This is a genomic window from Streptomyces sp. NPDC001027 (assembly GCF_040299045.1).
Taxonomy (GTDB): Bacteria; Actinomycetota; Actinomycetes; order Streptomycetales; family Streptomycetaceae; genus Streptomyces.
Genome location: NZ_JBEPBI010000318.1, coordinates 1 through 7,321, shown reverse-complemented (window position 1 = coordinate 7,321; position 7,321 = coordinate 1). Strand labels below are relative to the sequence as shown.

The following is a 7,321-nucleotide window of genomic DNA, read 5'->3' as shown; positions in this document are numbered from 1 at the left end:
GGACTGTCCCGGCGGGGGGTGCGGGCGCTGCGCGCGGAACGGCGGGTCTTCGCCGGTCTGTCTGACGCCATGGGGCTGCGCCCGGCCGACCCCCGGCTGCCGGCGGCCGCCTTCTCCGGCGGCAACCAGCAAAAGCTCGTCCTGGGCCGGTGGGTCAACGAGGCGCACGACGTCGACGTCCTCCTGCTGGACGATCCGACGCAGGGCGTCGACGTCGGCGCCCGGCAGGAGATCTACCAGGTGGTGTCCGCGCTGGCCGCACGGCACGGCACGGCGGTGCTGTGCGCGTCCAGCGACCCCGAGGAGGTCGTCGCGCTCGCCCACCGCTGTCTGATCGTCTCCGGCGGCCGGGTGACCGGCGAGCTCTCCGGCGCCGAACTCACCGAGACCGCCCTCCTCTCGGCCGTCCACGAAACCGCCCGACCGGCCACCCAGGCCCCCGGGCCCACCCCGTCACCGACCCCGTCGCCGGACTCGACTGCGGCCCCGTCCCCGGCTTCGACCCCGGCGCCCGCCACGACCACGGAAGGAGCGGCATGACCTCCGCGACCACCGCACCCTCGGCCGACCGTCTGCTGCCCGTCCCCCGCACGGCGGCGCACACCGCGCTCCACGCCGTACGGCGGCAGCCGCTGCTGCCCGTCCTCGCCGTCATGGTGCTCGTCTTCCAGTCGACGACCGGCAGCTTCCTGGACTCCGGCAACCTCCGCGGGATCGCCACCGACGCCGCCGCGGTCGCCATCGTGGCCGTGCCGCTGGCCCTGCTGGTCATCAGCGGCTACCTCGACCTCTCCGTCGGCTCCACCCTCGCCCTCGGCGGTCTGGTGGCCGGCTGGCTCGCCGGGGAGCAGCACCAGTCGCCGGCCGTCGCCGTGCTCGGGGCGCTGGCGGCGGGCGCCGCGGTCGGCGCCGTCAACGGTGTGCTGTGCTGCTACCTGGGACTGTCCGCGTTCATCGTGACCCTCGGCATGCTGACGGCGGTGCGCGGTTTCGCGCAGCAGCTCTTCCCGCTGCCGCTGAGCGGTTTCGGCTCCGGGTTCGCCTGGCTCGGCGGGTCCCGGATCGCCGGGATCGACGCACCGGTCGTCATCGCCGCCCTCGTCCTCGTGGCGGGCGCGCTGTTCCTGGCGCTCACCCCGGCCGGCCGGCACGTCTTCGCGATCGGCGTCAACCGGGAGGCCGCCTACCTCTCCGGCATCGGCGTCCGCCGCACCCCGTTCGCGCTGTTCGTCGTGACGGGCGTCGCGGCCGCGCTCGCCGGCGCGATCAAGGCCTCGGTGCTGGACAGCGTCGTCGCCGGCACCTCGGGGGCCGGATTCGAACTGACGGTGCTCACGGCGGTGCTCCTCGGCGGGGTGGCCCTGACCGGGGGGTCCGGCTCCGTTCTCGGCGTCCTGCTCGGCGTGCTGTTCCTCGGCTGCCTGCAGAACGGGCTGACATTGCTGAGCGTGCCGACGTTCTGGCAGCAGATGGCCCAGGGCGCCGCACTCGTCGCCGGCGCGGCCCTCGCCTTCTTCGGGCCCCGGCCGAACCGGTGAGCCCCGCCCGCCCCACCGCCGGCCCTCCCGCGAGTCCCGATCCGCCCGCGCACCACCGCTCCCGACACACCCGCTCCACCCCCGCTTCGAAAGGTGCCACGTGAACGACAGCGCCCCCTCCCTCGTCCTGACCGGCGGCCAGGTCCTGACCGTCGACGGCGACTTCACCGTGGCCGAGGGCCTGGCCGTGCGCGGCCGGGACATCGTCGCCGTCGGCGGCGACGCGGACATGCGCGCCCTGGCCGGACCCGGCACCCGCCTCGTCGAACTCGGCGGCCGGACCGTGCTGCCCGGCATCAACGACTCCCATCTCCACGGCGCCGCGTACGGCATGACCAAGCCGCCGTTCGCCCTCGACGTCGGCCACCCGGCGGTCGGATCGATCGCCGACATCGCCGACGCGGTCGGCCGGGCGGCCCGCGCCGCGCGGCCCGGCGACTGGATCGTCGGGCTGGGCTGGGACGCCGGCTACCTCGCGGAGTGCCTCGCCGACCCGCGGCGCTTCCCGCACCGCCGCGACCTGGACGCCGTCGCCCCGGACAACCCGGTCTGCCTGACCCACTTCTCCTCGCACCTCGTCTGGGTCAACAGCGCCGCGCTGCGCCGCTGCGGCCTCGACGCGGACAGCGTGCCGCCGCCCGGCGGCGTCATCGACGCCGACCCCGACGGCAGCCCCACCGGCATCCTGCGCGAAGCCGCCCAGCAAGTCGTCCACGTCCAGCTGCCCACGCCCACGGTCGACCAGCGCCGCCGCGCGATCCAGGGCGTGGTGCGCGAACTCCACTCCCGCGGCATCACCAGCTACACCGAACCGGGCCTCGGCCCCGGCGGAGCAGGCTCCTTCTTCGGCGGGCTGAGCACCGACAACTGGACCGCCTACGCCGATCTCGCGGCCAGCGGAGAACTCGAGGCCCGGGTCAGCGTGCTGCTGCTGCCCGCGCCGATGGGCGGCTCGGCCGACGACGTCCGCAAGGGACTGGCCGAACTGCGCCGCCCCGACTCGGCGGACCCGCGCCTGCTGAACGCCATCGGCGTCAAGATCTTCGCCGACGGCGTGCCCCCCAACCGCACCGCCTGGATGAACGAGCCGTACGCCGGCGGCGGCCACGGCGCGCTCTGCGTGCACGGCGACACGCCCGCGCTGCGCAGCGGCGAACTGCGCGAGATGATCCGCGTCGCCCACGAGGCGGGCTTCCAGCTCGGCGTGCACGTCACCGGCGACCGGGCCATCGACGAGGTCGTCGACGCGTTCGTCGCCGCGAACGCCGCCGCACCGCGGCCCGACGCCCGGCACTACGTCATCCACGGCGACTTCGTCGGCGCCCGCAGCCTCGCCAAGCTGGCCGCCCACGGCTACGGCGTCAACATGAACCCGGCCATCAAGTGGACCGTCTCCGACCTGATGGACGAGGTCGTCGGCCCCGAGCGCTCGGCCTACCAGTGGCCGGTGCGCTCCGCCGTCGAGGCCGGGGTGCGGGTGTGCGCCAGCTCCGACGCCCCGATCACCGAGCCCGACTGGCGCCAAGGGGTGAGCGCGATGCTGCTGCGGGAGTCCAAGGCGAGCGGCCGCCCGAGCGGACCCGAGCAGTGCGTGCCGCTCGCCGACGCGCTGCGCGCCTACACCGTCCACCCGGCCCGCCAGGACTTCGCCGAGGAGTGGAAGGGCTCGATCGAGGTCGGCAAGGTCGCCGACCTGTGCGTCCTGGACCGCCCGCTGCTGGACCGGGACCCGCACACCGTCACCGACGCCGAGGTGGACCTCACGGTGTTCGACGGCCGCGTCGTCCACGAGCGCTGAGCGGACGAGGGAGATCGACCTCTTCGAGCGGACCGGGCAGGGCATGCGGCCCACCGACGCCGGAGTGACGGAAGGAACGGAAGGAGACGACATGACCACCGCACCCCGCATGCTGCTCGTCCTCAGCGAGAACTGGACGCTCACCGGCGGCCGGGCAGATCTGCCCACAGCGATCCGATGGGCGCGCGAGGCCGAGGACGCCGGCTTCGACGCCGTCATGGTCAGCGAGCACATCGTGCTCGGCCCGGACGCGGCCGCCGACGGCGTCATGGGCAACCCCCGCGACTACGTCCTCCCGGGCAACCAGGACCCGTACACCCCCTGGCCCCACTCACTGCTCCTGCTGGCCGCCGTCGCCGCGGTCACCGAGCGGCTGCGGCTCGCCGCGGCAGCGGTCCTCGCGCCGCTGCGCCACCCGCTGCTGATGGCACGGGAGTTGGGCACCCTCGACCTGATCAGCGAGGGGCGGCTGCTGGTGCAGCCGACAGTGAGCTGGAGCCGGGACGAGTACGACGCGCTGGGCGTGCCCTTCGCCCGCCGGGGCCGGCTGCTGGACGAGCATCTCGACGTCTGGGCCAAGGCCTGGGGGCCGTCGCCGATCTCGCACGAGAGCGTGCACTATCCTTTCCGGGACGTCTACTTCGAGCCCAAGGCGTTCCGGCCCGAAGGCCCACGGCTCTGGTTCGGCGGACAGCGCCTGGCCGGACCGGTGTTGCGTCGGCTCGTGCGGCACGGCCACGGCTTCCACCCGCTCGGGCGGCCGACGCCGCAGGATCTGCGCACGCTCGAGGAGGCCATGACCGCCGCCGGCCGGGACCTCGCCGATCTCGAGATGATCGGCGGCGCGCAGGGGGTCTTCCCCGACGACCGCTCCACCGCCGACCTCGGAGCCGCGCTCGCCGGGATACCGGAACAACTGGAGCAGGGCTTCACCACGTTCTGCGTCAAGCCGAACCAGTTCACCGACGACCCCGCCGGGGTCGGCGCGTTCTGCCGTGAGGTGATGCGCCGCGTCGAGGCGTTCACCCGCTGAGCCGCGCGAGCCTGGTGCCCGTGCCCCGCCCCTGCTCCGGGCCGGGATGTCGTTTCGTACAATTTGAGCCCGAACAACACGACGATCCACCGACCCACGCGCCCCGTGGCCGAAGGAGTGTGCCGATGCCCGGCCAGCGATCCATCGCCGAAGCCGAGAAGCTCGCCGAGGCCAAACTCGGCGGCATCCCGCTGCGACGCGAGCAGATGGCCGTCGTCGCGAACATCTACCGCGCCGCTTCGGCGGTACGGCAGCACCTGGAGAACTCCGTGCTGCGCGGCTCCGACCTGACCTGGACCGCGTTCGTCGTGCTGTGGGTGGTGTGGGTGTGGGGGGAGTCGGAGACGCGGCACGTCGCCGAGGAGGCCGGGATCTCCAAGGGGACGCTGACCGGCGTGGCGCGCACCCTGGAGGGCCGCGGTCTGGTCCGTCGGGCCGGGCATCCCACCGACGGCAGGCTGGTGCTGCTCAGCCTCACCGACGAGGGGGAGGCGCTCATGCGGCGGCTGTTCCCGGCCTTCAACGAGGAGGAGGCGTTCGTGGCCGCCCGGCTCAGCGACGAGGAGTGCCGGACCGTCGCCGACGGGCTGCGCCGCGTCGTGCGGCAGGTCGAGGAGGAGGGCGAGGAGCGGCGCGCCGACCTCCTCGACGGCGCCGAACCGGCCCCCCGCCGCAGCGGTCGCCGTCCGAAGGCCTGAACCGGGCCCGGTCGGCGCCCTGTCCGCCGATCTCCGGGCATACGGAGATCGGCGGACCGCAACCGAAGCCGATGCCGAAGCTGAAACCGGGAGCGACGCCGAAGCCGAAACCGGCGCCGAAACCGGCGCCGAAGCCGAAGCCGGGGGCGAAACCGGGCCCGGGCCCGGCACGAGGGACGCCGCGTCCGTCGTCGGGCGCGATCCGCGGGCGCAGTGACACGACGACCGGTGCCTGCGGCCAGGACGGGACGAGCCGGTATGTGCGCGACGTCTTGACGTGTACTTGGCATAGTGGCTTCATGGGAGCGCTCCCATGCGTCGGTGGCCCCCCACGCCCTCCCGACCTGCTCCGTGTTCCCCCCACCCCTCCCGCCGGTCGGGTTCCCCCGGCCTCACCCCAGGAGTCGCCGTGAGCACTGTGCACGCCCCACGCACCTCCTCTCCAGCCAGGCTGCTGACCAGGCTCGCGGCCCTCCTCGGCCTGGTCCTGCTGGGCGCCCTGTGTCCGACGGCCGCGCAGGCGCAGCCGGCCGGCGCCCTCGCGAGCGGCCTGCACATCAGCGACGGACGTCTCGTCGAGGCCAACGGAAACGACTTCGTGATGCGCGGCGTCAACCACGCCCACACCTGGTACCCGGGCAGGACGCAGCAGTCGCTGGCCGACATCAAGGCGATGGGCGCCAACGCCGTGCGCGTCGTCCTCGCCGACGGCCACCGCTGGAGCGCCAACAGCGCCGCCGACGTCGCGGGCGTGATAGCCCAGTGCAAGGCCAACCGGCTGATCTGCGTGCTGGAGGTGCACGACACCACCGGCTACGGCGAGGAGGCGGCGGCCGGCACGCTGGACCAGGCGGCCGACTACTGGATCGGCCTGAAGTCCGTCCTGGCCGGCCAGGAGGACTACATCATCGTCAACATCGGCAACGAGCCCTGGGGCAACACCGACCCGGCGGGCTGGACGGCGCCCACGATCGCCGCGGTCAAGAAGCTGCGCGCCGCCGGACTCCAGCACACGATCATGGTGGACGCCCCCAACTGGGGCCAGGACTGGCAGGGCGTGATGAAGGCCAACGCCCGGTCCGTGTACGCCGCCGACACCACCGGCAACCTGATCTTCTCGATCCACATGTACAGCGTCTTCGACACGGCCGCGGAGATCACCGACTATCTGAACTCGTTCGTCGCGGCCGAACTCCCCGTACTCATCGGTGAGTTCGGCGGCCCCGCGGACCAGTACGGCGACCCCGACGAGGACACCATGATGGCCGCCGCCGAGCAGCTGAAGCTCGGCTACCTGGCCTGGTCGTGGAGCGGCAACACCGACCCGATCCTCGACCTGACGCTCAACTTCGATCCCGCCCAGCTCAGTTCGTGGGGCAAGCGCATCTTCAACGGCGCCAACGGCATCGCGCAGACGGCGAAGGAGGCCACCGTCTTCGGCGGCGGCTCGCCGGGTGACACCCAGGCGCCGACCGCCCCGGGCGCCCCGACCGCCTCGGCGGTGACGGCGACCTCCGTGACCCTCTCCTGGTCCGCCGCCACCGATGACGTCGGCGTCGCCGGCTACGACGTGGTGCGGGTCAGCGGCGCCACCGAGACCAAGGTCGCCACGTCCACCGGTGTCACCGCCACCCTCACCGGGCTCACGGCGAACACCGCCCACACCTTCGCCGTGTACGCCCGCGACGCCGCCGGGAACCGCTCCGCCCGCTCGGCGACGGTGAACGTCACCACGGGCAGCGCGCCCGCCGTGGCCTGTTCCGTCTCCTACCGCGTGGTGGGGGAGTGGCCGGGCGGCTTCCAGGGAGACATCGCCCTGCGCAACACCGGCGCCACCCCCATCAGCGGCTGGAAGCTGGTCTTCGCCTTCGCCGACGGCCAGACCGTCGGCAACATGTGGGGCGGCTCCGCGGCCCAGAGTGGAGGCACGGTGACCGTCACGCCCGCCGCCTACACCTCCACCGTCCCCGCCGGCGGCTCGGTCACCGTCGGCTTCATCGGCAGCAAGGGCGCGGCCAACACCGCGCCGACCGCGTTCACGCTCAACGGTGGTGCGTGCAAGACGTCCTGACACAACGTCATCGGCCCTTCCGGTCGCCTTCGCCGGTGCGGGAGGCAGTGAGGGCGGCGGCTCCCGCGCTCCCGTGGTGCCGCCGCCCCGCGCCGTGTCCACGCCATGCGGGGGGAGAACGGATGTGCACACCTCTGAACACCAGTCACGCAACAACAAAACAAGGTTGTCGGGGAGTGGGTG

Annotated in this window: 5 protein-coding genes and 1 pseudogene; all 6 read left to right on the top strand. The window is 73.3% G+C overall.

What is annotated here, in order from left to right; translation table 11 throughout:
• Nucleotides 1-540, top strand: a pseudogene (locus tag ABT300_RS39230) (sugar ABC transporter ATP-binding protein); the annotation flags it as partial.
• Nucleotides 537-1,538 (top strand): ABC transporter permease, encoded by a 1,002-nt coding sequence (locus ABT300_RS39225; protein ID WP_351686524.1) that lies wholly within the window; start codon nucleotides 537-539, stop codon nucleotides 1,536-1,538. The pseudogene ABT300_RS39230 and the gene ABT300_RS39225, both read left to right, overlap by 4 nt.
• A gap of 100 nt (nucleotides 1,539-1,638) precedes the next feature.
• Entirely contained in the window at nucleotides 1,639-3,336 is a 1,698-nt protein-coding gene (locus ABT300_RS39220) for an amidohydrolase (protein WP_351686522.1), read from the top strand.
• A 91-nt stretch (nucleotides 3,337-3,427) separates the two neighbouring features.
• The gene (locus ABT300_RS39215) at nucleotides 3,428-4,369 is read left to right on the top strand and encodes an LLM class flavin-dependent oxidoreductase (protein WP_351686519.1); all 942 of its coding nucleotides are present in this window, start codon (nucleotides 3,428-3,430) and stop codon (nucleotides 4,367-4,369) included.
• Nucleotides 4,370-4,494: 125 nt separating this feature from the next.
• The gene (locus ABT300_RS39210) at nucleotides 4,495-5,067 is read left to right on the top strand and encodes a MarR family winged helix-turn-helix transcriptional regulator (RefSeq protein ID WP_351686517.1); all 573 of its coding nucleotides are present in this window, start codon (nucleotides 4,495-4,497) and stop codon (nucleotides 5,065-5,067) included.
• Between the two features lie 409 nt (nucleotides 5,068-5,476).
• Nucleotides 5,477-7,138: a cellulase family glycosylhydrolase gene (locus ABT300_RS39205; RefSeq protein ID WP_351686514.1), complete on the top strand. Its 1,662-nt coding sequence runs from the start codon at nucleotides 5,477-5,479 to the stop codon at nucleotides 7,136-7,138.
• The last annotated feature ends 183 nt before the right edge of the window (nucleotides 7,139-7,321 follow it).